This window comes from Spirillospora sp. NPDC127506, assembly GCF_040302145.1.
GTDB lineage: Bacteria > Actinomycetota > Actinomycetes > Streptosporangiales > Streptosporangiaceae > Spirillospora.
In genome coordinates this window covers 21399-46474 of sequence record NZ_JBEORG010000037.1, presented here as the reverse complement: position 1 = coordinate 46474, position 25076 = coordinate 21399, and the positions used below count along the sequence as shown (strand labels likewise).

22 protein-coding genes are annotated in these 25076 nt (G+C 74.2%); 13 read left to right on the top strand and 9 right to left on the bottom strand.

From position 1 onward, the window contains the following. Positions 1-1392, top strand: a complete 1392-nt coding sequence (locus ABTW95_RS28335; RefSeq protein WP_396450989.1) for a vWA domain-containing protein — start codon at positions 1-3, stop codon at positions 1390-1392. Here ABTW95_RS28335 and ABTW95_RS28330 read toward each other — a convergent pair. Next, positions 1389-2771, bottom strand: a complete 1383-nt coding sequence (locus ABTW95_RS28330) for an MFS transporter (RefSeq protein WP_500227862.1) — start codon at positions 2769-2771, stop codon at positions 1389-1391. The two genes, ABTW95_RS28335 and ABTW95_RS28330, sit on opposite strands and share 4 nt — an antisense overlap. Positions 2772-2865: 94 nt before the next feature. Here ABTW95_RS28330 and ABTW95_RS28325 point away from each other — a divergent pair, with 94 nt between their 5' ends. Together ABTW95_RS28325 and ABTW95_RS28320 are read left to right on the top strand one after the other, a co-directional pair. Next, a complete protein-coding gene (locus ABTW95_RS28325; RefSeq protein WP_396450985.1) occupies positions 2866-3360 on the top strand; it encodes a winged helix-turn-helix transcriptional regulator in 495 nt (164 codons plus the stop codon). Positions 3361-3434: 74 nt separating this feature from the next. Beyond that, positions 3435-5027, top strand: coding sequence for an adenylate/guanylate cyclase domain-containing protein (locus ABTW95_RS28320; protein WP_500227861.1), 1593 nt, complete (start codon positions 3435-3437; stop codon positions 5025-5027). Here ABTW95_RS28320 and ABTW95_RS28315 read toward each other — a convergent pair. From ABTW95_RS28315 to ABTW95_RS28305, 3 genes are all read right to left on the bottom strand, one after another. Next, the gene (locus tag ABTW95_RS28315; protein ID WP_500227860.1) at positions 5024-5737 is read right to left on the bottom strand and encodes a hypothetical protein; all 714 of its coding nucleotides are present in this window, start codon (positions 5735-5737) and stop codon (positions 5024-5026) included. The two genes, ABTW95_RS28320 and ABTW95_RS28315, sit on opposite strands and share 4 nt — an antisense overlap. A gap of 101 nt (positions 5738-5838) precedes the next feature. Then, positions 5839-6468, bottom strand: coding sequence for an MBL fold metallo-hydrolase (locus ABTW95_RS28310; protein WP_396450980.1), 630 nt, complete (start codon positions 6466-6468; stop codon positions 5839-5841). Continuing rightward, on the bottom strand, positions 6468-7553 hold the full coding sequence (locus ABTW95_RS28305; RefSeq protein ID WP_396454541.1) for an S-(hydroxymethyl)mycothiol dehydrogenase: 1086 nt from the start codon (positions 7551-7553) through the stop codon (positions 6468-6470). The genes ABTW95_RS28310 and ABTW95_RS28305 overlap by 1 nt, the downstream gene beginning before the upstream one ends. Between ABTW95_RS28305 and ABTW95_RS28300 the strand changes: the two genes are divergently transcribed. Continuing rightward, positions 7552-8097, top strand: a complete 546-nt coding sequence (locus ABTW95_RS28300) for a hypothetical protein (protein WP_500227859.1) — start codon at positions 7552-7554, stop codon at positions 8095-8097. The two genes, ABTW95_RS28305 and ABTW95_RS28300, sit on opposite strands and share 2 nt — an antisense overlap. Here the strand turns inward: ABTW95_RS28300 and ABTW95_RS28295 are convergent. After that, on the bottom strand, positions 8090-8722 hold the full coding sequence (locus ABTW95_RS28295; RefSeq protein ID WP_396450978.1) for an AAA family ATPase: 633 nt from the start codon (positions 8720-8722) through the stop codon (positions 8090-8092). The two genes, ABTW95_RS28300 and ABTW95_RS28295, sit on opposite strands and share 8 nt — an antisense overlap. Positions 8723-8762: 40 nt before the next feature. Then, positions 8763-9428, bottom strand: a complete 666-nt coding sequence (locus tag ABTW95_RS28290) for an MBL fold metallo-hydrolase (protein WP_396450976.1) — start codon at positions 9426-9428, stop codon at positions 8763-8765. A 194-nt stretch (positions 9429-9622) separates the two neighbouring features. Here ABTW95_RS28290 and ABTW95_RS28285 point away from each other — a divergent pair, with 194 nt between their 5' ends. The 3 genes from ABTW95_RS28285 to ABTW95_RS28275 all read left to right on the top strand — a co-directional run bounded on the left by ABTW95_RS28285 (position 9623) and on the right by ABTW95_RS28275 (position 14767). After that, on the top strand, positions 9623-10111 hold the full coding sequence (locus tag ABTW95_RS28285; protein WP_396450975.1) for a hypothetical protein: 489 nt from the start codon (positions 9623-9625) through the stop codon (positions 10109-10111). A 5-nt stretch (positions 10112-10116) separates the two neighbouring features. After that, entirely contained in the window at positions 10117-13914 is a 3798-nt protein-coding gene (locus ABTW95_RS28280) for a tetratricopeptide repeat protein (RefSeq protein ID WP_500227858.1), read from the top strand. 160 nt (positions 13915-14074) lie between these two features. Further along, on the top strand, positions 14075-14767 hold the full coding sequence (locus ABTW95_RS28275; protein WP_396454539.1) for a Crp/Fnr family transcriptional regulator: 693 nt from the start codon (positions 14075-14077) through the stop codon (positions 14765-14767). Positions 14768-14774: 7 nt separating this feature from the next. Here ABTW95_RS28275 and ABTW95_RS28270 read toward each other — a convergent pair whose 3' ends face one another. Further along, complete coding sequence (locus tag ABTW95_RS28270; RefSeq protein WP_500227857.1) at positions 14775-15521, bottom strand: maleylpyruvate isomerase family mycothiol-dependent enzyme; 747 nt, start codon at positions 15519-15521, stop codon at positions 14775-14777. A 69-nt stretch (positions 15522-15590) separates the two neighbouring features. On the opposite strand from ABTW95_RS28270, the gene ABTW95_RS28265 reads away from it, so the two are divergent. Next, positions 15591-16382 carry an MBL fold metallo-hydrolase gene (locus ABTW95_RS28265; RefSeq protein ID WP_396450967.1) on the top strand — a complete coding sequence of 264 codons (792 nt, stop codon included), beginning with the start codon at positions 15591-15593 and terminating at the stop codon, positions 16380-16382. Between the two features lie 25 nt (positions 16383-16407). On the opposite strand, the gene ABTW95_RS28260 is transcribed toward ABTW95_RS28265, so the two are convergent. Further along, the gene (locus ABTW95_RS28260; protein ID WP_396450966.1) at positions 16408-16578 is read right to left on the bottom strand and encodes a nuclear transport factor 2-like protein; all 171 of its coding nucleotides are present in this window, start codon (positions 16576-16578) and stop codon (positions 16408-16410) included. A 176-nt stretch (positions 16579-16754) separates the two neighbouring features. On the opposite strand from ABTW95_RS28260, the gene uvrA reads away from it, so the two are divergent. The 3 genes from uvrA (at position 16755) to ABTW95_RS28245 (ending at position 20645) form a co-directional block, all read left to right on the top strand. Further along, complete coding sequence (uvrA, locus tag ABTW95_RS28255; RefSeq protein WP_396454537.1) at positions 16755-19592, top strand: excinuclease ABC subunit UvrA; 2838 nt, start codon at positions 16755-16757, stop codon at positions 19590-19592. Between the two features lie 44 nt (positions 19593-19636). Next, a complete protein-coding gene (locus ABTW95_RS28250; protein WP_500227856.1) occupies positions 19637-20077 on the top strand; it encodes a Rieske (2Fe-2S) protein in 441 nt (146 codons plus the stop codon). 85 nt (positions 20078-20162) lie between these two features. Further along, entirely contained in the window at positions 20163-20645 is a 483-nt protein-coding gene (locus tag ABTW95_RS28245; RefSeq protein ID WP_500227855.1) for a Rieske (2Fe-2S) protein, read from the top strand. On the opposite strand, the gene ABTW95_RS28240 is transcribed toward ABTW95_RS28245, so the two are convergent. Beyond that, entirely contained in the window at positions 20632-21888 is a 1257-nt protein-coding gene (locus tag ABTW95_RS28240) for a mechanosensitive ion channel family protein (RefSeq protein ID WP_396454536.1), read from the bottom strand. The genes ABTW95_RS28245 and ABTW95_RS28240 overlap by 14 nt on opposite strands. 169 nt (positions 21889-22057) lie before the next feature. Here ABTW95_RS28240 and uvrC point away from each other — a divergent pair, with 169 nt between their 5' ends. Beyond that, positions 22058-24184, top strand: a complete 2127-nt coding sequence (uvrC, locus tag ABTW95_RS28235) for an excinuclease ABC subunit UvrC (protein WP_500227854.1) — start codon at positions 22058-22060, stop codon at positions 24182-24184. Beyond that, on the top strand, positions 24181-25059 hold the full coding sequence (gene rapZ, locus ABTW95_RS28230; protein WP_396452667.1) for an RNase adapter RapZ: 879 nt from the start codon (positions 24181-24183) through the stop codon (positions 25057-25059). Before uvrC ends, rapZ begins: the two co-directional genes overlap by 4 nt. Positions 25060-25076 lie beyond the last annotated feature (17 nt).

The following is a 25076-nucleotide window of genomic DNA, read 5'->3' as shown; positions in this document are numbered from 1 at the left end:
ATGGCGTCCCTCGTCGACCGGCACACCGGGTTCGTGGCGGAGCTGCGCCGGGCGGGCCTGCCGGTGTCGGTGGCGGAGGGCCTGGACGCGGTCCGCGCGATGCAGGCGGTCGACCTGCTCGACCGCGAGGCGCTGCGCGCCGCCTACGCCGCGACGGTGGTGAAGCGGCCGCAGCACCGGCCGACGTTCGACACGATCTTCGACCTGTGGTTCCCGGCCGCGATCGGGGACGGCGCCGCGACGGAGCCGGACCGCGCCGCCCGGACGCTCGGCGGCGACGGGCGCCCCGTCCCGCCCGCGCTGGACCCGCACGTGCAGGCCCGCCGCGACGAGCTGGCCGAGCTGCTGCTGTCCGGCGACGACGCGGGCCTGCGGCAGTTCGCCCGGCTCGCGGTCGCCGAGTTCGGGCGGACGCCGGGGCAGGAGTCGTGGTTCTCCTCCGGCGTCGTCGGCGCGCTGTCCCCCGACACGCTGATGGCGCGGCTGCTCAGCGCCGTCCTCGGCGGGCGGGAGCGCGGCGGGATGGCCGAGCGGGTGGCGCGCCGGACGTTCCGCGGCCGCATCGACCGGTTCCGGGACCTGGTCGCGGCCGAGGTCCGCCGCCGCATCGCCGAGGACACCGGTGTCGAGCGCACCGCCCGCATCGCCGTCCGCCCGCCGCTGGAGCGCCTGGACTTCGCCGGCGCGAGCCGTGCGGAGATGGAGGCGCTCCGGCGCGAGGTGCATCCGCTGGCCCGCAAGCTCGCGTCGCGGCTGGTGCAGAAGCAGCGGCACGGCCGCCGCGGGCGGCTCGACTTCCGCCGGACGGTCCGGGCGTCGCTGGCCAGCGGGGGCGTGCCGCTCACCACCCACCACCGGCCGCGCCGCCCGCACAAGCCGGAGCTGGTCGTGCTGTGCGACGCCAGCGACTCGGTGTCGGCGTTCGCGCACTTCACGCTGCTGCTGACGTTCGCGCTGCGCGAGCAGTTCAGCAAGGTCCGCGCGTTCGCGTTCATCGACGCCACCGATGAGATCACCGAATACTTCGCGCCCGGCACGGACGTCGTGGACGCGATGGCCCGGCTCGCCGCCGAGGCCGACCTCGTCTGGATCACCGGCCGCTCCAACTACGGCCACGCCATCAAGGTGTTCGACGAGAAGTACCGCGACGCGATCACGTCCAAGACGTCCCTGCTCATCCTGGGCGACGCCCGCTCCAACTACGGGGACCTGTCCCTGCCGATCCTGCGGTCGATGGTGGACACCGCCCGGCACGCGTACTGGCTCAACCCCGAACCGCGCGCCCAGTGGGACACCGGCGACTCGGCCGCGTCCCGATACGGCGAGCTGGTCCCCATGTTCGAGTGCCGCAACCTGACCCAGCTCGCCGCCTTCATCGAGGAGCTCGCCTAGGCGCGGTCGCGGATCAGCAGGGCGAGGGCCGCGTAGGCGAGGGCGGCGGCCGCCGAGACGACCATCGCGACGTTCGTGCCGTGCGCCAGCGCGGACGGGGCGTGCCCGGAGCCGGTCGCGACGGCCCCCACGACCGCCGTGCCCAGCGACGCCCCGATGTAGCGGGCGGTGTTGTTCGCCCCGGCGCCCATGCTGGCGCGGTCGGCGGGGACGCTCTCCACCGCCAGCCGGGCGAGCATCGCGTTGGTGAGGCCGCTCGCGACGCCCGCGACGGCCAGGCCGGGGGCGAGGCGCCACCAGTGCGCGTCCGGGGCGAGCCCGGCCAGCGCGAACTCGCCGGCGGCGGCGAGCGCGAACCCCGCGGCCAGCAGCCGCCGGACGGGCAGCCGGGCCGGCAGCCGGTGCGCCTGCAGGGCGACGGCGAACGACAGCGTGGACCAGATCGCCAGCACCAGCGCCGCCTCGACCGGCGACAGGCCCATCACCAGGCTCATCATCGTCGCCAGGTAGGTCATGACGCCGATCACGGCGAGCCCGGTGACGAGCGCGCCCGTCACCGACAGCAGGAACGCCGGGCGCCGGAACAGCGCCAGCTCGACGAGCGGCGCCGGCCGCCGGGCCTCGACCAGCACGAAGGCGGCCAGCAGGACGGCCGCGACCGCGAGCAGCGCGAGGACGGCGGGCTGCGTCCAGCCGGTGCGGCCCCAGGTGATCGCCGCCGTCAGCGCCGCGACGCCGAGGCTCATCGTGGCGAGGCCCGGCACGTCCACGCCGCGCCGGCGCTCGGCGCGGGACTCCTCCAGCGCGCGGGCCGCCACCGCGAGCAGCGCGGCCGCGGCGACCGTCGTCCAGTACCAGACCCGCCAGCCGCCGAGCACGGTCAGCCCGGCCGCGGCGATCGGGCCGAGCGCGATGCCGAGGCCGACCATCGCGCCCCACATCCCGGTGGCCCGCGCCCGGCGCGGGCCGGGCTCGAACGAGGCGCCGATGATGCCGAGCCCGGTCACCAGCAGCGCCGCGCTGGCGGCGCCCTGCACGATCCGGCCGGCGACGAACACCGCGGCGTTCGGCGCGAGCGCGCACGCCACGCTGGAGGCGGCGAGCACCGCCGCGCCGAGCATGAACGTCCGCCTGCGCCCGCGGTCGTCGGCGAGGCCGCCGGCCGCGAGCAGCGCCGCCGAGAGGCCGAGGCTGATCGAGCTCATCAGCCAGATCTGCGCGGTCGCGCCGGCGTGCAGGCCGCGCGCCGTGTCGGCGAGCGTCGCCGCCGGGGCGCAGTAGTTCATGAGGGCGAGCAGGGTGGCGGCGGCCGGCAGCGTCAGCGCGGCGGCCGGGACGGGCACGCGGCGCGCCCCGCGGGGTGCGGCCAGGGTCGTCATGGGGTCTCCTGGAGTTCAGTGAATGAACTAACGGAGGCGACCGTAGCACGATTCGGTTCGATGAATGAACTCCTTGGCGAGTAATGTTGGACGCATGGCACTCGGCAAGGACTACGCGGCGCAGGACTGCTCGCTGGCCCGTGCGCTGGAGGTCGTGGGGGAGCGCTGGACGCTGCTGATCATCCGGGACGCCTTCTACGGCGTGCGCCGGTTCAGCGACTTCCTCGTCCACCTGGACATCCCGCGGGCGGTGCTGTCGGCGCGCCTGCAGTCGCTCGTCGAGACCGGCGTCCTCGCCAAGGACGGCCACGACTACGTCCTGACGGAGATGGGCAAGGAGCTGTGGCCCGCCGTCCACACGCTCGCCCGGTGGGCCGAGGACCACCTGTCCTCCGAGCAGTGCCGCATCTTCCTGCACGCCGCCTGCGGCACCCGGATCGGCCCGGACGGGACGTGCGCCGCCTGCGAGCGCCACGTCCGGCCGGACGAGCTGGAGATGCACGCCGGTCCCGGGGCGCGGCGCCGCACCGACCCGGTCAGCGTGATCCTGCGGTCCCCGCACCGCATGCTGGACCCGATTCGCACCTGAGTGAGCGATCACGCTCCCGAGTCGCGCGCCCCGTGTGGGGATATGGGGGATTTGACCGACTACTCTGCTCGCTCATGGAGACCGAAAGGGCGGAGCCTGCGCCGCGGGCCAGGCGGAGCCTTCTCGGTCCGCTGTGGCGGTTCATCGACGGGGCGCCCGGCGACTCCCGCGCCCGGATCGCCCGCCGGGCGCGGATCCTCGTCACGATCGCCACCGGCCTCGCCAACCTCGGCGGCGCGCTCGTCGTACTCGCGTTCGCCGTCGTCGTCCCCGACCCGGTCGGGCACGTCTCCGAGCGGCTCCGCCTCATCAACCTGGGCGTCTTCACCGGCTACGTGGCGGCGGCCCTGCCGGTCGGGCTGCTGCTCGGCGAGCGGTTCTTCCGCCGCGTCCGGCGCCTCGTCGAGCGGCACGACGAACCCGACCGGCACGAGCGCGCCCTGCTGCTGTACGGGCCGCTGCGGCTGATGGCCCTGCACCTCACGCTGTGGGCCATCGGGACGATCGGCTGGGTCGTCATCAACGCGCCGTTCTCCGCGCTGCTCGCCGTCAAGCTCGGCCTGACCAGCCTCCTGGGCGGCCTCACCACCTGCACGGTCGTCTACCTGCTGACGGAGCGGCTGCTGCGGCGCGCGGTGACGACCGCGCTGGACAGCGAACTGCCGACCCGCACCGGCCTGCCCGGCGTCGTCGCCCGCTCGGTGCTCGCCTGGGGGCTCGGCACCGCCGTCCCGATCCTCGGGCTGATCACCCTCGCGATCGGCTCCTTCCTCATCGCCAAGATCACCGTGCGGGACTTCGCGGTCGCGGTGCTCGCGCTCGGCGGCATCGCGCTGCTCGTCGGGCTCGGCGTCACCTACACCGCCGCCCGCGCCATCGCCGACCCGGTCGAGTCCGTGCGGCGCGGCCTGGCCCGCGTCCAGCGCGGGGACCTGGACGTCGAGGTGCCCGTCTACGACGCCAGCGAGGTCGGGCTGCTGCAGGCCGGGTTCAACCACATGGCCGCCGGGCTGCGCGAGCACGAGCGGCTCCGCGACCTGTTCGGCCGGCAGGTCGGCGCGGACGTCGCCCGCGTCGCCGTCGAGCGCGGCATCGACCTCGGCGGCGAGCTGCGCGAGGTCGCCGTCGTCTTCGTGGACATCATCGGCTCCACCCGGCTCGCCGCCGACCGGCCGCCCGCCGAGGTCGTCCGGCTGCTGAACGACTTCTTCGCCGTGGTCGTCGAGGTCATCGGCGCGCACGGCGGCTGGATCAACAAGTTCGAGGGGGACGCCGCGCTCGCCGTCTTCGGGGCGCCGCTCCCGCTGGACGGCGCGCCGAGCCGCGCCCTCGCCGCGTCCCGCGAGCTGGCCCGCCGGCTGCGCGAGGAGGTCCCGGAGCTGCGCGCCGCGATCGGGGTCTCCGCGGGCGAGGCCGTCGCCGGGCACATCGGCGCGGAGGAGCGCTTCGAGTACACGGTGATCGGCGACCCGGTGAACGAGGCGGCCCGCCTCACCGACATGGCGAAGGGCACCGAGGAGCGCGTCCTCGCGGCGGGCTCCCTCGTCGCGCAGGCCGATCCGGAGGAGGCCGCGTGCTGGTCCCTCGGCGACGAGGTCACCCTGCGCGGCCGGACGCGCGCCACCCGGCTCGCGGCGCCCCGCCCGTCCGAGCGCGTGCCGTCCTAGGACGGGCCGAGGGTCGCGCCGTTCAGCGTCGTGTAGAACGGCGACTCCGACAGCCGCGACCCCTTCTCCTCGCCGAGGTAGACGTCGGCGTGGTTCTCGCCCCCGTACCCGGGCCGGAACAGGTCGGTGACCGTCCAGCGGGCCCCGCGGAACGCCGCGCAGACCTTCGGCTCGATCGGGCGGCCGCTGCCGTCCCTGCCGCAGCCGAGGATCGCGAACCGCTGCCCCCGCGCGAGGACCGACCTGTCGGCCGCCGCCGACGTCCACGGCTTGAGCGGGCGGCCCCGCGAGTCGCGCGTCGAGTCGTCCAGCCAGAACCCGACGCTGTGCGACCAGTTGAGGTACCGGCCGCGCCGCGGCCCCTCGGTGATGCGGCCGCTGCCCTCCATCTGGACGACCTTGAGGAAGTCCTCCGGGTACTTCCCGAGCGGCGTCCTCCCGTGCGAGCAGTGGAACCGCGCGCAGCCCTTCACGGCCTTCAGCTCGCCGTCGTAGAGGCTTTCCAGCGCCGTGTAGTAGGTGGTGACGCGCCACCCGCCGGCGCGCCCGAGCAGCACGGGACCCGCGGACCCGGCCGGTGCGCTCACGGCCGGTGCGGGCGCGGCCGGTGCGGTCGCGGCCGGCGGCGCCGCGTCCGCGCCCCGCGCGCTCTGGCCGCACCCCGCCATCGCGCCGCACAGCAGGAGCGCCAGCGGTGCCCCGCGCCGCATCGCACCCCCTGGCCCGCCCGGAGACTCGGGGACGGTTCGTCCGCCCTCGCGGACTCTACCGCGGGGGCGGCCGCCCCGGCCCGGGATCGCCGCCCTTCGCGTCAGTGGCCGCGGGCCACCCACTCGTCCAGGTGCGGGGCCTCCGCGCCGATCGTGGTGGAGTCGCCGTGCCCGGTGCGGACGGTCGTCCCCGCCGGCAGCGTCAGCAGCCGGTCCCGGATCGACGCGATGATCGTCGGGAAGTCGGAGAACGACCGGCCGGTGGCGCCCGGCCCGCCGTTGAACAGCGTGTCGCCGGAGAACACCGTCCCCAGTTCGGGCGCGTACAGGCAGACGGCGCCGGGGGAGTGGCCGGGGGTGTGCAGGACGGTCAGCTCGGTGCCCGCCACGGTGATGACCTGCCCGTCGGCGAGCTCCCCGTCCGGGAGGGTGTCCGGGTGCTTCCGCTTCCACAGCATCAGGTCGTCCGGGTGCAGCAGGATCGGCGCGCCCGTCCGGGCCCGGAGCGCGGGCGCCGCGTCGATGTGGTCGTCGTGGCCGTGCGTGGACACGATGGCCGCGAGCCGCCGGCCGCCGACCGCCGCCGCGATCGCGTCGGCGTCGTGCGCGGCGTCGATGACGACCGCCTCGCTGTCGTCGCCGACGATCCAGACGTTGTTGTCGACGTCCCAGGTGCCGCCGTCCAGCGAGAACGTCCCGGACGTGACGATGTGGTCGATCCGCGCCGCCATCAGAGGACCACCACCGAGCGCAGCACGTCGCCGCGGTGCATCTTCTCGAACGCGGCCTCCACGTCGTCCAGCCCGATGGTCTCGGACACGAACGCGTCCAGGTCCAGGCGGCCCTGCAGGTACAGGTCGATGAGCATCGGGAAGTCGCGCGAGGGCAGGCAGTCGCCGTACCAGGACGACTTCAGCGACCCGCCGCGCCCGAAGACGTCCAGCAGCGGCAGTTCGAGCCTCATCTCCGGCGTCGGCACGCCCACGAGCACCACCGTGCCGGCGAGGTCCCGCGCGTAGAACGCCTGCTCGTAGGTCTCCGGGCGGCCGACCGCGTCCACGACCACGTCGGCGCCGAACCCGCCGGTCAGCTCCCGGACGGTCTCGACGACGTCCTTCTCCCGCGCGTTCACCGTGTGGGTGGCGCCGAGGGCCGACGCGGAGGTCAGCTTCCGCTCGTCCAGGTCCACCGCGATGATCTTCGCGGCGCCGGCCAGCCGCGCGCCGAGCACGGCCGCCGAGCCGACGCCGCCGCAGCCGATGACCGCGACCGAGTCGCCCCGCCCGACCTGCCCGGTGTTGATCGCCGCGCCGAGCCCGGCCATCACCCCGCACCCGAGCAGCCCCGCCACCTCGGGCCTGGCCGCCCGGTCGACCTTCGTGCACTGCCCGGCCGCCACCAGCGTCTTGTCGGCGAACGCGCCGATCCCGAGCGCCGGCGACAGCTCGGTGCCGTCCTCCAGCGTCATCTTCTGCTCGGCGTTGTGCGTGTCGAAGCAGTACCAGGGGCGCCCCCGCAGGCACGCCCGGCACTGCCCGCACACCGCCCGCCAGTTCAGGACGACGAAGTCGCCCGGCGCCACCTCGGTCACCCCGTCGCCGACCGACTCCACCACCCCGGCGGCCTCGTGGCCGAGCAGGAACGGGAACTCGTCGCTGATCCCGCCCTCGCGGTAGTGCAGGTCGGTGTGGCAGACCCCGCACGCCTGGACCCGGACGACCGCCTCGCCCGGCCCCGGGTCCGGAACGTTGATCGTCTCGATCCGCACCGGCTGCCCCTTGCCCGGTGCGACGACCCCGCGTACCTGCTGCGCCATGCTGCCGCCTCTCCTCGTCTCGCTCTCCTCCCGACCCTATATTTCCGGCCCCGCCGTATCCCGGCCCGAGCCGCCCGGCCCGCCGCCGTCCCGCGGGGGACACCCCGGCCGGTACGGCATCTACGCCTCGCCGCGGGAGGTGTTCCAGGAGAAGTACGCGGACCGCGTCGAAGGCTACTTCGACGGCACCACGCCCGGACCCGTCATCATCGAGGGCCTGCCGGACACGCTCGGCGAGCTCCTCACCCCGCGCGGCTCCGAGACGCTGCGCCACCCGTCCGGCGCCTTCGCCGAGGCGCTGCGCGTGGACGCGGAGGTCTGCACGGCCTGGACGCCCCGCGTCCCCGTCCGGCTCTGCAAGGAGGCGGGCGACGAGCAGGCCGCGACCGCCAACACCGACCACTGCGCCGCCCGGCTCCGGCGGCGCGGCGTGGACGTCCCGGTCGTGGACGTGGGAGACACGATCTACGGCGGCTCCCGCCACCTCGGCTCCAACCTGGCGGGCACCGCCCGGATCGTCCGCTGGTTCGCCGCGCTCAGCTGAAGTGGATGGCCTGGAGCTTGTCGGCGGCGGTGCGGTCGAGGACCGTGACGCCGGCGGCGGGCGGGAGGGGATCGCCGCCGCGGGCGCGGTCGACGATGGGGCGCCAGCGCCGGCAGTGGCGGTCGAACGCGCCCGGTGTGACGACGCGGCCGCGGGCGACCTGGCCGGCGCGGGCGGTCTCCGGGGCGACGTCGATGAGGATCAGGTGCAGCCGGACGCCGCGGCGGCGGGCCAGCCAGGCGAACAGGTGCAGGACGTGCGGCCAGGTGCCGCGGGTGTGCGCGACGACGCCGTGGCCCGCCAGGATCGCGCGGCCGATGCGCCAGACGTGGGTCGCGTGGACCAGGGGCGTCCGCGCCCGGGGCGGCAGCGGCCGCAGGAACCGCGCCCACCAGTTGCGGGACTGCCGGGAGTCGATCACCAGGACGCCGCCCGCGGGCACCGGGGCCGTCTCGTCGCCGCGCAGCCCGTACAGCCGGTCGAGCAGGGTGCTCTTGCCGGCCCCCGGGAGCCCGGCGACGAGCACCAGGGAGCCCGCCGGGTAGCGCAGAGCGGGTCCCGGATCCGCCTCGTCGGGTTCGCGGATGGTCGTCTCCTGGTCTCGGCCCGGTGGTGATCGGGCCAACGAACGTCCCGCACCGCTTGTTCCGGCCGCGCCCGCGGAGTCACCAGCCCCGTTCGCGCCACTCCGGGAGGGACGGCCGCTCGCGGCCGAGCGTGGAGTCCTTGCCGTGGCCGGGGTAGAACCAGGTCGCGTCGGGGAGCCGGTCGAAGACGCGTTCCTCGACGTCGGCGAGGAGCTGCTTGAACCGGGCGGCGTCGCCCCAGGTGTTGCCGACGCCGCCGGGGAAGAGGCTGTCGCCGGTGAACAGGTGCGGGCGGTCCGCGAGCTCGCCGCCCGCGTCGTACAGCAGCGCGATCGAGCCGGGCGTGTGCCCGCGCAGGTGGATGACGCCGAGGGACACCCGCCCGAAGCGGACGGTGTCGCCGTGCTCGACGGGTTCGGCGACCGGCTCGGGCAGCGGCTCGGCGTCGCGGGGGTGGGCGGAGACTGGGGCGCCGGTCGCGCGCACCACCTCGCTCAGCGCCATCCAGTGGTCCTGGTGGCGGTGCGTGGTGACGATGCGCGCGAGGGGGCCGTCGCCGATGAGCTCCAGCAGCCGGGACGCCTCGTTCGCCGCGTCGATGAGCAGCTGCTCGCCCGTCGCGGTGCAGCGCAGGATGTAGGCGTTGTTGTCGTACGGGCCGACGCTCACCTTCGTGACCGACAGCCCGGGAAGCTCCCGGACGTCGGGACGCCCGCCGGTCTCGACGTTCCCGGTGTAGGTCATGGGTCCTCCCCGTCGGTAGTGCGCAGGCTAGACCATCTTCCACCATCGCACGGGCCGGGACGGCCGGGGCGCGGCCGGAGAATGAGTCACCAGACGCAGCCGAAGCGTGCGCGCGCGGACGGAAAATCCCGCCTTGCCGCTGCAGCATGGGAAATGGAAGATCAGGTCCGACCCGTGAGGACGGTGAAGCGTTGGTGACCGCATTCCGTCCCGGACCGGGCAGGGAGCAGCCGGAGGACCTCCTCGGGCACGCCTGCGCGCTGGTCCGGCTCTGCGGCCGGGACTCCGCCATCGCCGCGGTGTTCCTCGCCCTCGTGCTCGCCGGGACCGTGTCCCGGCTCGCGGCCGGGCTGCCCGGCCTCCCCGCGCTGGCGCTGCTGCCGGTGCTCGCCGGGTCGTTCGCGATCTCGGCCGGATACGCGGTCCGGTCGCGCCGCACGCTGGTGTCGGTGCTCGGCGAGGTGCGCGGCCGGACCGGCGCGCCCCTCGACCCGGGCGTGCCGTGGACGCCGTTCGGGTCCGCGGTCGCGCTGGACGACCGGGTCCGCGACGCGGAGCTGCGCCGGCTGCTGGCGGCGGCGCACCGCTGCGGCGAGCTGTCCTGGCAGGCCGTCGCGTGGGCGGTGGCGACCTCCGTGCTGTTCCTCTTCTGGACGCTGGCGGCGGCGATGGCGGGAGGGTGACCGGATTGACCGACCCCGTACGCATCGAGCACGTGCCGGACGTGCGGCCGGGCAGCTTCTGGGACCGGCTCGACCCCACCGACCGGCAGGCCCTGCGCGCCATGGGCCGGCGCGCCGACGTCCCGCCCGGCGGGATGCTGTGCCACCAGGGGTCGGTCGCGCCGGCCGTGTTCGTGCTGTTCAAGGCGTCGCCGCGCGCGGCCGGAAACGCGGTGGCGAAGGAGTTCGTCGACTCCAGCGACGGGGACGAGTCGATCATCGACCTGTTCGGGCCGGGGGACCTGGTCGGCTACCTCGGCCCGTGGGGGCACCCGCAGCGCGGCACCGTCGCCGCGCTCGACCACGTCGCGGCGCTGCGGGTGGACCGCGCCACGTTCCGCAGCCTGCTGGCGGCGAGCCCGCGGGTCGCCGAGGCGATGATGCACGCGATCTCCGAGAGCGTCACGTTCGGCGGCCGCCGGCACGCGGTGCGGGCGGCCGACCATCCGCAGCGGCTCGCCTACCACCTGCTGGAGCTGGCGCACCGGTTCGGCGAGCCGGGCGCCGGGGACGAGACGCGCATCCCGCTGAAGCTCAGCCAGGCCGAGCTGGCGAACTGGGCGGGGATCTCCCGCGAGACGCTGGTGCGCTGGTTCCGGTCGTGGCGGGCCAAGGGCATCCTGCACGAGCGGCCCCGCCCGCTGACCGTGCTGGACATCGAGCGGCTGCGCCGCGCGGCGAGCCCGTGGGGGGACGAGTGGCCCGCCCCCGGCGCCGAGCCGGCCTCACCCGCCGCCGAGCCGGCGGGGGAGGCCGCGATCGCGGCGCGCGAGCCGGTGCGCCTGGTGCCGCCCGGCGGCCGGCCGCCCGCGGCGCGGCTGCCCGCCGACAACCCGTTCTTCGCCGGCCGTGCGGTCAGCCTCAGCAAGCTGGACCTGCTGGTCGGCCAGTCCGTGCGGCCGCGCGCGGTGGTCGTGCAGGGCATGGCGGGCGTCGGCAAGACGACGCTGGCGGTGCACTGGGCGCACCGCGTCGCCGACCGGTTCCCCGACGGCGTGCTGTTCGCCGACCTGCGCGGCACGACCCGCAGCCCGGTCACCCCCGCGGAGGCGATGGGGCAGGTGCTGCGCGCGGCGGGCGTCCCCGGCGACCAGCTCCCGCGCACCGAGGACGAGCTGGCGGCGCAGTGCCGGTCGCTGCTGGGCGACCGCCGGATGCTGCTCGTCCTCGACAACGCGGTGCAGCCTGAGCAGGTCAGGCCGCTGGTCGCGGCGGTCGAGTCCGGGCTGGTGGTGGTGACGAGCCGGCGGCGGCTGCCCGCGCTGCTGGACGGCGCCGACGTCCGGACGCTGGAGCTGCGGGAGATGGCGACGCAGGAGGCCGTCGACCTCATCGCGGGCGTCCTCGGTCCCGGGGACGCGCGCGTCCGGGACGAGGAGAAGGCGATCGTGGAGCTGGCCCGCGAATGCGGGTACCTGCCGCTGGCGCTCGGCGTCATCGCCGGCCGGCTGGCCGAGAACCCGGCCGAGTCCATCGCCGGGACCGTCCGGGAGCTGGCCGCCCGGGACGCGACCGGCGCCCCGGCCCCCGGCACGGCCGCGCCGGGGCTGAGCGCCGTCGTCGACCCGACCTTCGACGTCGCCTACCGGAGCCTGCGCCGCGACCAGCGGGAGGCGTTCCGCAGGCTCGGGCTGGTCGCCGGCCCCGACTTCACCCCCGCCGCCCTCGCCGCCCTCCAGGACCGGACGGTGGAGGAGGCCCGCGAATGCCTGGAGGGGCTGCGCCAGGCGTACCTGGTGCAGGACGTCGGCCCGGACCGCTACCGCATGCACGACCTGCTGCGCGAGTTCGCCCGCGAACGCGGCCTCGGGGAGGACTCCGACGGCGAGCTCCACGCGGCGCAGCGCCGGCTGCTGGCCGGCTACCTCGCCGAGGCCCGGGAGGCCGGCGCCGCGCTGCCGGGGCGGCCCCGCCCCACCGCCCACCGGGGCGCGGCGCGCCGGGGCGCGGCGCGCGGCCGCCCGTCCGCGGCGGAGCGCGCGGCGGCCCTCGCCTGGTTCGAGGCCGAGCGGCGCAACCTGGTCGCCGCCGTCCACCAGGCCGCCCGGCTCGGCCTGCAGCGCACCTGCTGGGAGCTCGCCGACGCGCTGTTCGACTTCCAGCAGTTCCGCCGCTACAGCGAGGACAACATCGCCGTCCAGCGGGCGGGCCTGCACGCCGCCCGCACCGAGGAGGACTGGGCGGCGGCCGCCGTGATGCTGCACAACCTGGCGGTGGCGCACTTCGAGCTGGGCGGCTCCGTCGAGGCCATCGGCTACGGGGAGGACGCGCGGCGCGCCTTCCGCGCCGCCGACCCGCCCGACCGGTACGGGGAGGCGGCCACGCTCGCGACGCTCGCCGACGTGCACGTCGCGCTGGGCCGCTACCTGACGGCGATCGACCACGCGGGCCGCTCCCTGGCCGTCCACGAGGAACTGGGGGACGACGCGGGAGTGGCCAAGAGCCGCAGCACCCTCGCCCGCGCCCACCTCGGCCTGGGCGACTACGAGACGGCGCTGGAGCACGCGGCGACGGCGCTCGCCGTCCGGCGCCGGATCGAGGACCAGGCGGGCGTGGCCGAGACGCTGATCACCGTGGCCGGGGTGCACCGCCGCCAGGGGAACGTCCACGAGGCGGTGACGCACGCGCTGGAGGCGCTGTCCATCCGGCAGGAGCTCGCGGACATGCACGGCGCCGCCCTCGCGATGACCGAGCTCGCGCGGATGAACGCCGCGCTCGGCCTGCGCGACATGGCGCAGCGGGACGCCGAGCAGGCGCTGCGCACCTACCGCGCCCTGGGCGGACGCCACGGGGAGGCGCGCGCCCTGACCACGCTCGGGATGCTGATGTGCGAATCGTCGAAGTTCGCCGAGGCGTTCACCTACTGCGGGGAGGCGCTGCGGCTGCACCGCGACATCAGCGACCGGCACGGCGAGGCCGAGGCGCTCGCGCAGATCGGGGTCGTCCACTGGCGGCTCGGCCGGTACCGGGAGGCGCGCGAGCACCTGCTGCGGGCGCTGGAGATCCGCCGCGAGATCGGCGACCAGCACGGCGAGGCCAACGACCTGGAGCAGCTGTCGGTCGTGATGCGCCGGCTCGGCCGCCCCCAGGAGGCGTTCGTCCTCGGCCTGGAGGCCCTCGACCTGTGGGGGCGGCTCGGCGCGCGCGGCGGCATGGCGGGCACGCTCGGCAGCCTCGCCCGCACCTACTCCTGGCTCGGCCTGACCGCGGAGGCCGAGCGGGCGGCCCGGCAGGCGCTGCACCTGCGCAGGTCGGGCGGCGACTGGTACGGACTCGGCGTCGGGCTGGACACCCTCGCCGCCGTGCTGCGCCGCGCCGGGCGCCCCGAGGAGGCCCTCGCCCACGAGCTGGACGCGCTCGGCTACCTCGGCGACGTCGGCGACCGGCACGGCGAGGCGAACGGCCTCGTCCACCTCGCCGTCATCCACCTCGACCTCGGCCGCGCCGACGACGCCCTGCAGACCGGGCGGCGCGCCCTCGACCTGGCCGCCGAGCTGGGCGCGGCCCGCGAGCAGGCGCACGCGCTGCACACGATGGCGCGCGCGGCGCAGCTGCTCGGCAAGCACGCCCGCGCGGTGGAGCACGTCGAGGCCGAGATCGCCATCCGCCGGGAGGTGGACGACCGGCGGGGGCTGCGGCAGGCGCTGGAGCTGCTGGGCGCGTCGCACCTCGCGCTCGGCGACCGGGCCGCCGCGGCGGACTGCGTCCGGCGCGTCCGCGCTCTCGACAACCTCCTCGAATCCGAGAGATCGCTCGACATGTGACCGCCCGGCCCCCGCGCCGGGCCGCCCGGACCGGTCGACCGCGGGCCGGGGGCCGGAGGATGGTCTGGTCAGTCGGCGCGGCGCCGCGTTCACTGGACGGTGACACCGTGATCAGCGAGGGTCGCGGCCCCGGCCCGGCCGGGTCCGCTGAGGAGGCGGGATGGAGACCACCCGGTTCTGGGACGCGCTGAGCCCGCGCGCCCGGGAGGCGCTGCGCGGAGCCGGGGCCCCGGTGGTGATCAGGCCGGGGGCGTTCCTGATGCGCGAGCACACCCGCGCGTCCCAGGTCTTCGTGCTGCGCGCCGGCGCGGTGAAGGTCTGGGTGGACCGGGACGGCGAGACCGCCATCCTCGACGTCCTCGGGCCGGGCGACCTGGTGGGCGAGGTGGAGGCGGCCGACGGCGGCATCCGGCACGCCAACGTCGAGGCGCTGACCCGGGTGGAGGCGCTGGTGCTGCCCGCCGCCCGGTTCCGCGGCGTCCTGGACGCCCACCCCGGGGCGGTCTGGGCCGTCGCCGCCGTCCTCGCCGAGCGGCTCCGCGACTCCAACGACCTGCGCGTCGCCCACTTCCCCGACGACCCCGAGCGCCGCCTCGCCTCCCGGATCCTGCGCCTGGTCGCGCGGTTCGGCGCCCCGGTCAAGCGGGAGCGGCCCGGCGGCGGGACGGAGGAGGGAGTCCACGTCCAGGTGCCGATGTCCCAGCAGGACCTCGGCCGCTGGGCGGGGATGGGGCGGCGGAAGGTCGCGCAGATCCTCGCCGCCGAACCGCTGCGCGGCGGGCTGACCGTCGCCCGCAACGCGATCTCCGTCCGCTCGACCGACGGGCTGCGCCGCCTCGCGCGCGACGACTAGGACCCGGCTAGAACCCGGCCGGGCGGTGCGGCCACGGCGGCGGCGCCGGCAGCGGCGCCTCCGGGCGGACGTGCACGCCCGAGCCGTCCGTGCGGCCGCTCAGCCAGCCGAGCAGCGCCCGGCCCGAACCGGACGCCTCAGGGCCGCCCGCCGTCCAGCCGAGATCGGCGGCCTCGCCGTAGTCGGTCGCGGTGATCCGGTAGCCGGCCAGCCCGCCGCGCTGCTCCTCCGGCAGCGCCGCCATGTCCGCCAGCGTCGCGGCCGACGACCACCGGACGTAGGGCTCCGGCCAGTCGGCGGGACCGTACCCGGCGGCGAGGTCGACGTGGTGCGCCTCCACCTCGTTCCACCGGCGGAACACCGTGTACCAGGCGGGGTGCGGCCAGCCGCCCATCGCCTTCACCGGAGCGTTCCAGGCGTCCTCGGGCAGCGCGCCGGCGAGCTCGGCGAACCGCGCGGCGGTGTCGCGCACGTCGGCGGCCAGCTCCTCGCCGCTCCGCCCGGCGCCCGCCTCGATGTCGGCGTTGCGCCTTTCCAGGCTCGGGTACTGCGGGATCTCCACGCCGGTGCGGGCCGATTCGAGGAGGTTCCACAGGGAGTCGGCGTTGCGGGCGATATGGGCGGCGACATGCCCGCGGCTCCATCCGGGCAGCGCCGACGGGGCGCGCAGCTCCTCCCCGGTGAGCTTGGACAGCGTCCCCGCGACCCGCTCCGTGCCCGCCTCCAGCTCGCCGATCACGTCCCGCCAGTCCATTGCCCCTCCTCGGCCGGAAACGACCCTCCATCCTGTCGCACCGCGCCGTCCCGTGCCAGCATGGCGATCATGGACCTTCCGATCTGCGCGACGTGCGGCGTCCAGTACGGCGGACCGCGCGCCGACTGCCCCATCTGCGAGGACGAGCGCCAGTACGTCGGCTGGGACGGCCAGAGATGGACGACGCTGGAGGAACTGCGGTCCCGCCACCGGGGGCGGATCGCCGAGGAGGGCCCGGACGTCGTCGGGATCGGCGCCGAGCCGTCCACCGCCATCGGCCAGCGCGCCCTGCTGCTGCGCGCCCCGTCCGGCAACGTCCTGTGGGACATGGTCACCTACATCGACGACGACGTGATCCGCCAGGTGAACGACCTCGGCGGCGTGTCCGCGATCGCGATCAGCCATCCGCACTTCTACGGCTCGATGATCGAGTGGGCGCACGCGTTCGACGCGCCCGTGTACATCCACGAGGCCGACCGCCGGTGGGTGGCCCGCCCGGACGACGCGGTCGTCTTCTGGGAGGGCGAGACCCACTCCATCGCCGACGGCCTGACGCTGATCAACGCGGGAGTCCACTTCGAGGGCGGCCAGGTGCTGCACTGGCGGGACGCCCGCGCCCTGTTCTCCGGCGACATCCTGACGGTCGTCCAGGACCGCGACTGGGTCAGCTTCATGTACAGCTACCCGAACCACATCCCGGAACGGCCGCGCATCGTGCGGCGGGCCCTCCGCCTCCTGGAGCCCTACGACTTCGACCGCGTGTACGGCGCCTGGTGGCGGAAGATCGTCTACACCGACGGCAAGAACGCCGTCCGCCGCTCCGCCGACCGCTACCTCGACTTCGCCCTCGACGACGGGTAGCCGGGCGGCCCGGGCGGCGGCCGGCTCAGGCCAGGGCCTCGGCGATCGCGGCGCGGTCCTGGTACTCGCGCCAGTGCACGATGCGCCCGTCCCGCGCCCGCAGCACCACGACGAAGTTCGCCGACCCCCCGGTAGGAGGGGAGCGGCCGGGCGAGGGGCGGATCCGGTGTTGCGGTGGCGGGCGGTGTTCGAACACGTGTACGGTGCGGGAGTGTCGTCCGGACCGTCCGGGACGGGCGGGTAGCTTCATGAAATGCGGTGGCGGGCGCCGCCGTTAAGGAGTCGGGGGATTCTGTCGTACCCCGTGGCTAGCCTGAGACCGGGCCGTCTCTGCCCACCACCGCGCCCCAGAAGAGGAACCGGAAGTACGCCGTGCATGACCGACTCATCGTGCGTGGAGCACGCGAGCACAACCTGAAGGACGTCTCGCTCGACCTCCCGCGGGACTCCATGATCGTGTTCACCGGTCTGTCGGGGTCCGGGAAGTCCAGCCTGGCGTTCGACACCATCTTCGCCGAGGGCCAGCGCCGGTACGTGGAGTCGCTGTCGGCGTACGCGCGGCAGTTCCTCGGGCAGATGGACAAGCCCGACGTCGACTTCATCGAGGGGCTGTCCCCGGCGGTGTCGATCGACCAGAAATCGACCAGCAAGAACCCGCGGTCGACGGTCGGGACGATCACCGAGGTGTACGACTACCTGCGGCTCCTCTACGCGCGGATCGGGCACCCGCACTGCCCCGAGTGCGGCCGGCCGATCAGCCGGCAGGCGCCGCAGCAGATCGTCGACCGGGTGCTGGAGCTGGAGCCCGGCACGCGCTTCCAGGTGCTCGCGCCGGTGATCCGCGGGCGCAAGGGCGAGTACCTGGAGCTGTTCCGCGAGCTGCAGTCCAAGGGGTACTCGCGGGCGCTCGTCGACGGGCAGATGATCCGGCTGGACGAGCCGCCCAAGCTGAAGAAGCAGGAGAAGCACGACATCTCCGTCGTGGTCGACCGGCTCTCGGTGAAGGACTCCGCCCGGCAGCGGCTCGCCGACTCGGTGGAGACGGCGCTCGGGCTCGCGGGCGGCACGATCGTCCTCGACTTCGTCGACCTCGACGAGAACGACGAGAACCGCACCCGGATGTACTCCGAGCACCTCTACTGCCCCTACGACGACCTGTCGTTCGAGGAGCTGGAGCCCCGGTCGTTCTCGTTCAACTCGCCCTACGGCGCCTGCCCCGACTGCACCGGGCTGGGGACGCGCATGGAGGTCGACCCCGAGCTCGTCGTCCCCGACGAGGAGCTGACCCTCGGCGAGGGCGCGATCCAGCCGTGGTCCAACGGGCACGTGAGCGACTACTTCCTGCGGCTGCTGTCCGCGCTCGGCGACGCCATGGGGTTCGACCTCAACACCCCCTGGTACAAGCTGCCCGCCAAAGCCCGCAAGGCCATCCTCAACGGGCACGAGACCCAGGTCCACGTGCGGTACAAGAACCGCTACGGGCGGACGAGGTCGTACTACACCGCCTACGAGGGCGTGATCCCCTACATCCAGCGGCGGCACGCCGAGTCCGAGAGCGACTCCAGCCGCGAGCGGTTCGAGGGCTACATGCGGGAGATCCCGTGCCCGACGTGCGAGGGCGCCCGGCTCAAGCCGGTCGTGCTGGCCGTCACCATGGGCGGGATGTCGATCGCCGAGGTCGCCGCGATGCCGATCGGCGAGGCCGCCAAGTTCCTCCTCGCGCTGGAGCTGAACGAGCGCGAGAGGCACATCGCCGAGCGCGTCCTCAAGGAGATCAACGCCCGGCTCGGGTTCCTGCTGGACGTCGGCCTCGACTACCTGACGCTCGACCGGGCGTCCGCGACGCTGGCCGGCGGGGAGGCGCAGCGCATCCGGCTCGCCACGCAGATCGGCTCCGGCCTGGTCGGCGTGCTGTACGTGCTGGACGAGCCGTCCATCGGCCTGCACCAGCGCGACAACCACCGGCTGCTGGAGACGCTGCTCCGGCTCCGCGACATGGGCAACACGCTCATCGTCGTCGAGCACGACGAGGACACCATCACGGCGGCCGACTGGGTCGTCGACATCGGCCCCCGCGCGGGCGAGCACGGCGGTGAGATCGTCGTGTCCGGCACCGTCGACGACCTGAAGAAGTCCGAGCGCTCGCTGACCGGCGCCTACCTCGACGGGCGGCGTGAGATCGCCGTCCCGGAGATCCGCCGGCCGCGCACGAAGGGCCGCGAGGTCACCGTCAAGGGCGCCCAGCAGAACAACCTGCGCGACGTCGACGTGGCGTTCCCGCTCGGCGTCCTCACCGCCGTGACCGGCGTGTCCGGGTCGGGCAAGTCGACCCTGGTCAACGACATCCTCTACAACGCGCTGGCCAAGAAGCTGAACGGGGCGAAGACCGTCCCCGGCAAGCACAGGCGCGTCAACGGCGTCGACCAGCTCGACAAGGTCGTCCATGTCGACCAGTCGCCGATCGGCCGCACCCCGCGGTCGAACCCGGCGACCTACACCGGCGTGTTCGACCACATCCGCAAGCTGTTCGCGCAGACCACCGAGGCGAAGGTGCGCGGCTACCAGCCGGGCCGGTTCTCCTTCAACGTCAAGGGCGGCCGCTGCGAGAACTGCTCCGGCGACGGCACCATCAAGATCGAGATGAACTTCCTGCCGGACGTCTACGTCCCGTGCGAGGTGTGCCACGGCGCCCGCTACAACCGGGAGACGCTGGAGGTCCACTACAAGGGCAAGACGATCTCCGAGGTGCTCGACATGCCGATCGAGCAGGCCACCGAGTTCTTCGAGCCGATCAAGGCGATCCACCGGCACCTGAAGACGCTCAACGACGTCGGGCTCGGCTACGTCCGGCTCGGCCAGCCCGCCCCGACGCTGTCCGGCGGCGAGGCGCAGCGCGTCAAGCTGGCCTCCGAGCTGCAGAAGCGCTCCACCGGCCGCACCATCTACGTGCTGGACGAGCCGACCACCGGCCTCCACTTCGAGGACATCCGCAAGCTCCTCGGCGTCCTGAACGGCCTGGTCGACAAGGGCAACACGGTCATCGTCATCGAGCACAACCTCGACGTCATCAAGACCGCCGACTGGATCATCGACATGGGGCCCGAGGGCGGGTCGAGGGGCGGCACGGTCGTCGCAACCGGCACCCCCGAGGAGGTCGCCCGGGTCGAGGCCAGCCACACCGGCCAGTTCCTCAAGAAGATCCTCGGCTAGGGGCCGGTGCGGCGTCCCCGGAGCCGTCCACCAAGATGGGGGCCATGGGAGAGAACGTGATGCCCCGGGCGGCCGGGGACGGGGGGATCGGGCGGCGCGCCGTGCTGTGCGGCTGCGCCGGGGCCGTCGGCGCCGCAGTCATCGCCGGATGCGGCAGCGGGAGCGGGGGCGGGGCCAAGTCCGCCGCCGACCTGAAGGGCAAGCAGATCGCGAAGGCCGCGGACGTGCCCGTCGGCGGCGGGAAGATCTACGGGGACGAGAAGGTCGTCGTCACCCAGCCGGCCCAGGGCGACTTCAAGGCGTTCACCGCGGTCTGCACCCACCAGGGCTGCACGGTCGGCAGCGTCCGGGACGGGATCATCCACTGCCCGTGCCACGGCAGCGAATTCAAGATCGCGGACGGGTCGGTGGCGAAGGGCCCGGCGGACAAGCCGCTGCTGGAGTACCCGGTCCAGGTGCGGAACGGCGGCATCGTCGTCACCTGATTTGGTTCCGGTTTGAACCATCTCGGCGGCCGGTCCGTGTTCCCCGGTGACGGATGAACCGAGACATGTCACCGGAGGGGCGAGCATGCCACAGGGGTCCGAGACGAAGCCGGACGGGACGGAGCGGGAACCGGGGAACGCTCCCGGCCGCCGGGCGCTGCTCGTCGGCGCGGGTCTCGCGGGCGTGGCCGGGCTGGCGGCCGCGTGCGGGGGGTCCGGCGACGACGCCGGGTCCGGCGGGTCGAGCGGCTCCGGCGGCGCCGGCTCGGGCGGCGGGTCCGGCGGGGCCCTCGCCGCGGCCGCCGACATCCCGGTCGGCGGCGGCAAGGTCTTCGAGGACGCCGAGGTCGTCGTCTGCCAGCCGCAGCAGGGCCGGTTCACGGCGTTCTCCGCGAACTGCACCCACCGCGGCTGCAGCGTCGGCTCGGTGTCCGGCGGCACGATCAACTGCCCGTGCCACGGCAGCAAGTTCGACATCAGCGACGGCTCGGTGGTGAACCCGCCCGCGGACGAGCCGCTGGAGAAGAAGAACGTCACCGTCCAGGGCGGGAAGATCATGCTCGCCTGAGCGACTTCGGCGGCGCCGGGCCGTCCCCGCGCCGGGCGGTCGGCGCGCCGCCGGAGTCGTCCGGTGCGCCGTCGGGGTCCTCGGGGGCGTTCACGCCGGCCGAGGCTCCGCCCGCCGCCTGCGAGCCCCGGCCGGGGGCGGACCCGTCCGCGGACGACGCTGCCCCGTCCGCGGACGGCCCGGCGCCGTCCGGGGACGCGGCCGCCCCGCCGGCGACCTGCTCCTCCCCGACGCGGAAACGGGGGATCGCGTGCGGATAGTGGTCGCGGATGTAGGCGACGAGATGCTCGCGCACGTCGCAGCGCAGGTCCCAGGTGCTCGCCGAGTCGGCGGCGCTCACCAGCGCGCGCAGCGTCACCAGCCCGTTCGGCCGGGTCTCCACGAGCTGCAGCACCCACTCGCGCCGGTCCCACAGCGGGTTGTCCTGCAGCGCCGAGTACAGCTCGGCGCGCAGCTCGTCGACCGGCACCGTCCAGTCCACGTGCAGCTCCACCGAGCCGAGCAGGCGGCTGGAGTGCCGGGTCCAGTTCTCGAACGGCTGCTCGGTGAAATGCGACACCGGGAAGATCATCCGGCGGTCGTCCCACAGCCGCAGCACCACGTAGGACAGCGTCAGCTCCTCGACCCGCCCCCAGGTGCCCTGCGTGACCACGATGTCGTCCAGCCGCAGCGCGTCGCTGAACGCGAGCTGCAGCCCGGCGAGCAGGTTGCCGAGCGTGGGGCGGGCGGCGATGCCGACGACCAGCCCGGCGACGCCCGCCGAGGCGAGCACCCCCGCGCCGATCGCCCGCACGCTCGGGAAGGTGAACAGCGCGGCGCCCACCGCCAGGATCACGATCACCACGGCGGTGATCCGGCGCACCAGCAGCATCTGCGTGCGGGCGCGGCGGGCCCGCCGGTTCCGCTCGCCCTCGATGTGCATCAGCCGCTCCAGCGGCGGGTCGCTCAGCGCGTAGCCGATGCGCAGCACCAGCCAGGTCGTGGCGCCGATCGCGGCGATCCGCAGCGCGTGCCGGACGGCGCCGTCCGCCTGGCCGTGCAGCAGCTGGTACGGCATCGCGGCGTTGGCGCTGACGACCGCCGCGAACGCGAACGCGGGCGCGGCGACGCGGCGGGCGACCCGGCCCGCGCCCGGCCAGCGGTGCGCCAGCCGGCCGGCGAGCAGCCGCCGGCCCGCCTCGACGACGATCGCGGACGTGGCGACGACGCCCGCGAGGACGACCCATGCCCACAGCGCCGACATGCGCGGAACGACCTCCTCGGCTGGTCGGAAAGCTCCGTTCGACCCTCCTTTTCCATGCGCTTTGCTGTCATCCGACCATGAAGGGAGATCTATGTCACCCTGCGCGGTCACGACGCCTTCCCGGAAGCGGGAGCACGGCGTGTCGGTCCGGCCCACTAGTCTTCTGAGCGTGGCAGATCCGGCGACCTACCGACCCGCACCGGGCTCGATCCCGGAGTCCCCCGGGGTGTACCGCTTCCGCGACGAGCACGGCCGGGTCATCTACGTGGGCAAGGCGAAGAACCTGCGCTCGCGCCTCAACTCCTACTTCGCCGACTTCTCCTCGCTGCACCCGCGCACGCAGACGATGGTGCAGACCGCCGCCCGGGTCGACTGGACGGTCGTCGCCACCGAGGTCGAGGCCCTCCAGCTGGAGTACTCCTGGATCAAGGAGTTCGACCCCCGGTTCAACGTCCGCTACCGCGACGACAAGTCCTACCCGTACCTCGCCGTCACCCTGAACGAGGAGTTCCCGAGGGTGATGGTCATGCGGGGCGCGAAGCGCAAGGGCGTGCGCTACTTCGGGCCGTACTCGCACGCCTGGGCGATCCGCGAGACCGTCGACCAGCTGCTGCGGGTGTTCCCCGTCCGGACGTGCAGCGCCGGGGTGTTCAAGCGCCAGCACCAGCTCGACCGCCCCTGCCTGCTCGGCTACATCGGCAAGTGCTCCGCGCCGTGCGTCGGCCGCGTCTCCCCGGAGGAGCACCGCCTCCTCGCCGAGGACTTCTGCGACTTCATGGCGGGCAACACCTCCCGGTTCATCAAGCGCCTCGAACGCGACATGCGGGAGGCCGCCGCGTCCCAGGAGTACGAGCGCGCCGCCCGGCTCCGCGACGACATCCGCGCGCTGGAGCGCGCGCTGGAGAAGCAGGCCGTCGTCCTGCCCGACAGCACCGACTGCGACATGATCGCCTTCGCCGAGGACGAGCTGGAGGCGGCCGTCCAGGTGTTCTACGTGCGCGGCGGCCGCATCCGCGGGCAGCGCGGCTGGGTCGTCGACAAGGTCGAGGAGGTCACCACCGGCGACCTCGTGGAGAACTTCCTCATCCAGATCTACAGCGAGAGCGAGTCGGTGCCGCGCGAGGTCCTCGTCCCCGCGCTGCCGCCCGACGAGGACGCCATGGCCGAGCTGCTGTCCGAGCAGCGCGGCGGGCCGGTGCGGCTGCGCGTCCCGCGGCGGGGCGACAAGAAGGCCCTGCTGGAGACCGTCGCGCGCAACGCCCACGAGGCGCTCAAGCAGCACAAGACGCGCCGCGCGTCCGACCTCACCACCCGCAGCCGCGCGCTGCAGGAGATCCAGGACGCCCTGGAGCTGGACGAGGCGCCGCTGCGCATCGAGTGCTACGACGTCTCCAACCTGCAGGGCACGAACGTGGTCGCGTCCATGGTCGTGTTCGAGGACGGCCTCGCCCGCAAGAGCGAGTACCGCCGGTTCACGATCAAGGCGGTCGAGGGGCAGGACGACGTCCGCTCCATCCACGAGGTGATCACCCGCCGGTTCCGCCGCTACCTCGCCGAGAGCGAGAAGACGGGCGAGCTCGACCAGCTCGGCGAACCCCATGAGGCGGTTGCCGGGGGGTCTGGGGGGTCGTCCCCCCAGGATGTGACGGAGGCGGTTGCCGGGGGGTCTGGGGGGTCGTCCCCCCAGAATGACACGGAGGCGGTTGCCGGGGGGTCTGGGGGGTCGTCCCCCCGGAATGACACGGAGGAGGGCGCGCACCAGCCGATCGACCCCGAGACCGGCCGGCCGCGCAAGTTCGCCTACCCGCCCAACCTGGTGATCGTCGACGGCGGCCCGCCGCAGGTCGCCGCCGCGCAGCGCGCCCTCGACGAGCTCGGCATCGACGACATCGCGGTGTGCGGCATCGCCAAGCGGCTGGAGGAGCTGTGGCTCCCCGGCGAGGACGACCCCGTCGTCCTGCCGCGCAACAGCGAGGGGATGTTCCTCGTCCAGCGGGTACGTGATGAGGCGCACCGCTTCGCCATCACCTTCCACCGCCAGCGGCGGTCCAAGTCCATGACGGTCAGCGAACTCGATAGCGTTCCGGGTCTGGGCCCGGCGCGGCGCGCGGCGCTGCTGAAGCACTTCGGCTCCCTCAAGCGGCTGAAGGAGGCGACGCCCGAGCAGGTCGCCGAGGTCCCGGGCATCGGCATGCGCAGCGCCGAGAGCATCGTCGCGGCGCTGCACGGCGGTACGGTCCCGGCGCGCGAGCACTCGGGCACGGGCGACGGGGAGCACAGGGGGAGACGGGCATGAGCAGCGAGACCAAGATCCCGGACATCGTGATCGTCACCGGCATGTCGGGGGCGGGCCGCAGCACCGCGGCCAAGTCCCTGGAGGACCTCGACTGGTTCGTGGTCGACAACCTGCCGCCCGGCCTGCTCGCCACGATGGCCGACCTCGGCGGCCGGGTGAAGGACGCGGTGCCCCGCATCGCCGTCGTCGTGGACGTCCGCAGCCGCGCGTTCACCGAGGACCTGCACTCCTCGATCGCCGAGCTGGAGGCGCGCGGCGTCCACCCCCGCGTGGTGTTCCTGGAGGCGAGCGACGCCGACCTCGTGCGCCGGTTCGAGAGCGTCCGCCGCCCCCATCCGCTGCAGGGCGACGGACGCCTGGTCGACGGCATCGCCCGCGAACGCGAACTGGTCCGCGAGGTGCGCGCCGAGGCCGACCTGGTCATCGACACCAGCGGGCTCAACGTGCACGAGCTGCGCAACAAGATCATCGGGTTCTTCGGCAACGACACCGGCGAGTCCAGCCTGCGCGCCACCGTCGTGTCGTTCGGCTACAAGTACGGTCTGCCGGTCGACGCCGACCTCGTCGTCGACTGCCGGTTCCTGCCGAACCCGCACTGGGTGCCGGAGCTGCGGCCGAAGACCGGCCGCGACGCCGCCGTCCGCGACTACGTCCTCGGGCAGCGCGGCGCCAAGGAGTTCCTGGACGCCTACTCCGAGGTCCTGCGGCTGCTCTCCGAGGGGTACGAGCGCGAGGGCAAGCATTACGTGACGCTCGCCGTGGGATGCACCGGCGGAAAACACCGTAGTGTGGCCATGGCGGAGCAGATCGCCGCCCGGCTGCGGGACGAGGGCATCGAGGTGCAGGTCGCCCACCGTGACCTCGGCCGCGAATGACCATCCGCGGCTCCCGG

What these genes read in the sequence shown, in the direction of transcription:
- ABTW95_RS28300 (WP_500227859.1), top strand. Translation starts at nt 7,552, where the DNA reads ATGCTGCCGCCTCTCCTCGTCTCGCTCTCCTCCCGACCCTATATTTCC.
- ABTW95_RS28315 (WP_500227860.1), bottom strand. Translation starts at nt 5,737, where the DNA reads ATGCGGCGCGGGGCACCGCTGGCGCTCCTGCTGTGCGGCGCGATGGCG.
- ABTW95_RS28330 (WP_500227862.1), bottom strand. Translation starts at nt 2,771, where the DNA reads ATGACGACCCTGGCCGCACCCCGCGGGGCGCGCCGCGTGCCCGTCCCG.
- ABTW95_RS28290 (WP_396450976.1), bottom strand. Translation starts at nt 9,428, where the DNA reads ATGACCTACACCGGGAACGTCGAGACCGGCGGGCGTCCCGACGTCCGG.
- ABTW95_RS28320 (WP_500227861.1), top strand. Translation starts at nt 3,435, where the DNA reads ATGGAGACCGAAAGGGCGGAGCCTGCGCCGCGGGCCAGGCGGAGCCTT.
- ABTW95_RS28310 (WP_396450980.1), bottom strand. Translation starts at nt 6,468, where the DNA reads ATGGCGGCGCGGATCGACCACATCGTCACGTCCGGGACGTTCTCGCTG.
- ABTW95_RS28250 (WP_500227856.1), top strand. Translation starts at nt 19,637, where the DNA reads ATGGGAGAGAACGTGATGCCCCGGGCGGCCGGGGACGGGGGGATCGGG.
- ABTW95_RS28275 (WP_396454539.1), top strand. Translation starts at nt 14,075, where the DNA reads ATGGAGACCACCCGGTTCTGGGACGCGCTGAGCCCGCGCGCCCGGGAG.
- ABTW95_RS28305 (WP_396454541.1), bottom strand. Translation starts at nt 7,553, where the DNA reads ATGGCGCAGCAGGTACGCGGGGTCGTCGCACCGGGCAAGGGGCAGCCG.
- ABTW95_RS28270 (WP_500227857.1), bottom strand. Translation starts at nt 15,521, where the DNA reads ATGGACTGGCGGGACGTGATCGGCGAGCTGGAGGCGGGCACGGAGCGG.
- ABTW95_RS28245 (WP_500227855.1), top strand. Translation starts at nt 20,163, where the DNA reads ATGCCACAGGGGTCCGAGACGAAGCCGGACGGGACGGAGCGGGAACCG.
- ABTW95_RS28335 (WP_396450989.1), top strand. Translation starts at nt 1, where the DNA reads ATGGCGTCCCTCGTCGACCGGCACACCGGGTTCGTGGCGGAGCTGCGC.
- ABTW95_RS28325 (WP_396450985.1), top strand. Translation starts at nt 2,866, where the DNA reads ATGGCACTCGGCAAGGACTACGCGGCGCAGGACTGCTCGCTGGCCCGT.
- ABTW95_RS28265 (WP_396450967.1), top strand. Translation starts at nt 15,591, where the DNA reads ATGGACCTTCCGATCTGCGCGACGTGCGGCGTCCAGTACGGCGGACCG.
- ABTW95_RS28240 (WP_396454536.1), bottom strand. Translation starts at nt 21,888, where the DNA reads ATGTCGGCGCTGTGGGCATGGGTCGTCCTCGCGGGCGTCGTCGCCACG.
- rapZ (WP_396452667.1), top strand. Translation starts at nt 24,181, where the DNA reads ATGAGCAGCGAGACCAAGATCCCGGACATCGTGATCGTCACCGGCATG.